At 35.0% G+C, this 2,498-nt stretch carries 2 protein-coding genes; both read left to right on the forward strand.

Annotation, left to right across the window (positions count from 1 at the left end; translation table 11 throughout):
• Nucleotides 1–15: 15 nt before the first annotated feature.
• Nucleotides 16–1,164, forward strand: a complete 1,149-nt coding sequence (locus tag PLK24_RS10710; protein ID WP_349770681.1) for an aldo/keto reductase — start codon at nucleotides 16–18, stop codon at nucleotides 1,162–1,164.
• A gap of 223 nt (nucleotides 1,165–1,387) precedes the next feature.
• On the forward strand, nucleotides 1,388–1,837 hold the full coding sequence (locus tag PLK24_RS10715) for a C-GCAxxG-C-C family protein (protein WP_324478992.1): 450 nt from the start codon (nucleotides 1,388–1,390) through the stop codon (nucleotides 1,835–1,837).
• Nucleotides 1,838–2,498: the final 661 nt, after the last annotated feature.

The raw sequence follows: 2,498 nt of genomic DNA on the forward strand, positions 1-2,498 counted from the left end.
GGAGGATTCCAATCAGTGAAATATCGACAAATCGGTTTGACAAAAGAAAAAGTTTCCGCCCTCGGTTTTGGATGTATGCGGCTTCCGACCCTCGATCGAAAGCCATCATCTGGGGAGGTTGATGAACCGGAAACCATTCGCATGCTGCGTTATGCTATTGATAATGGTGTAAATTATATCGATACCGCTTATACCTACCATAATGGGAAAAGCGAAGAAGTGATCGGCAGGACACTTCAGGATGGTTATCGGGAAAAAGTATTATTAACCACCAAAATGCCTATCTGGTTGGTGGAAAAAAGCAGTGATTTCGACCGTTTTCTACATGAACAACTCAGTAGGTTAAAAACTGATTCTTTGGATATTTATTTATTACACAATCTCAAAAAGGAAACCTATCATCATCTTCTCAAGCTGGGAATATTCTCCTGGGCTGAAAAAGCAATCGATAAAGGCCTTTTTCGATATTTTGGTTTTTCCTGTCATGAACCATTTTCCATCTTTAAGGATTTTATAGATTCCTATGATCGCTGGTCGATAACCCAAATCCAGTATAATTATATGAATGAAGATGTCCAAGCAGGAACCAAAGGACTAAAATATGCTGCTGAAAAAGAAATCGGTGTGGTAATCATGGAACCGCTTTTAGGGGGAACGTTAGCCAATCCCCATCCAGAGATTCTCTCCTTACTTAACCAAGCTAACCCTCAGCGCTCCCCCGTTGATTGGGCATTACAATGGCTTTGGAACAAACCTGAAATTTCAACTGTACTCAGTGGAATGAACTCCTTTGAGCAGGTCCAACAAAACATCAACAGTGCGAATCATTCTGGTGCCAATTCTCTCCGTTCTGAGGAACTGGATACCATATCAAAAGTCCAGTCAAAATATTCTTCCATGAATCCAATTCCTTGTACCAAATGTGGTTATTGCATGCCCTGCCCCAACCAAGTAGACATTCCCCGTAATTTCGAATTGTTTAATACTGCTATGGTTTTTAACCAGGTCAATCTAAATCGGAATATTTATCAAAACATTTTTCCAGAAGAGATGCATGCTAGTTCTTGCATACAGTGTGGGATATGTGAAGAAAAATGCCCACAGAATATTCCAATTCGAGATTGGTTAATAAAAATTGAAAAAGCTTTAGGACGTAAGGATTAAAATTGAATTTAAGAGTTTATTTGAAAATTGTGTGACATTCAAAAGGATGATTTTATCTTTAACCAAGCACTTCTTAAATCAATATTAATTAGTTGATATTCGACCAAATTACCTTAAAATTCATAAATTTTTTTAGAATTAGAATCAATTGCTAAAAAATGGAATTCGATAGGTCCATTGGGTGTAAACGAAACCAAGGGATAATAAGGAAGGGAGTGTCAAAATGAAAAACTTTAGCGAAATTGCTGTTTCTAAGTTTCTTGATGGATACAATTGTGCTCAATCGGTGTTTTATTCATTTTGTGAGATATTGAAACTGGATAAGAATATTGCTTTAAAAATTAGTAGTGGATTTGGAGCTGGTATGGGACGTAAAGGAGAAGTATGTGGTGCTGTAACCGGTGGAATAATGGTCATAGGATCTAAATATGGACGAGGGGAAAAAGATGATCCAGCTTTTTCTGAAACAACCTATCGAAAGACCATTGAGTTAATGGATAGTTTTACTCGTCAATATGAAACCTGTCTCTGTCGTCAACTACTCAACGGATGCGATTTGACTACCGAAGAAGGTCGGAGACAATTCAAAGAAAATGATTTTAGAAATAAAATCTGCCGAGGATATGTCAAAAGTGTCGTGGAAATAGTTGAAGACCTTTTGAACCAACCTTAATAAAATTTTTTAAACCTGATCTTTGAATGATGATTTATTAGAAATAATCACCCTTTTCGTTTCCTTGTAATAAAGATGGCATAACCGTCGGTAAATATAAATGGATAAAAAAATATTATTCTTGAAACACATAGTTGTATGAATTGATCTAGTTTTAATAAATTCTAATGTAAAGAGCTCTTATGAGAGCCGATTTATAGTGTCAGAAAAGGAGTACAATAGAAACAAATCAAGGTTTATACTTCAATGTTTTCATTCGTTGATACTCAAAAATATCGGAACAAGCAAATATAATTTCACCAACTCGAGTTTTTATTTGCTTTTTGCGATCAGGAGATTTTTTTATATGAGGTAAAGTGTGATATCTTAGGAAAAGAATTCATTTTTAATTTCAATCAATATATCTTGGTAAGAAGAAGGTTATGGCGTGGAGAAAAATTTCAAATTAACTGATACGAGCAATCACCTCCATAGGCCTTCTGGATTTAAAATTATTTGATTGATCTTCTACGTTTTTTTATATAGGAGGGGAGAAAGAAATGAGGGATAAAAATGCTTTCGATATTCAGAAAAAAATAATACTTTTTATAATTTTGGGTTTCCTTTTTTGTGGATTAATGCTAAGTTCTATACATTGCAATGGAATTTGTGTTGATAATAC

Source organism: Atribacter sp. (assembly GCF_035418125.1).
Taxonomy (GTDB): domain Bacteria; phylum Atribacterota; class Atribacteria; order Atribacterales; family Atribacteraceae; genus Atribacter; species Atribacter allofermentans.

What these genes read in the sequence shown, in the direction of transcription:
- PLK24_RS10715 (WP_324478992.1), top strand. Translation starts at nt 1,388, where the DNA reads ATGAAAAACTTTAGCGAAATTGCTGTTTCTAAGTTTCTTGATGGATAC.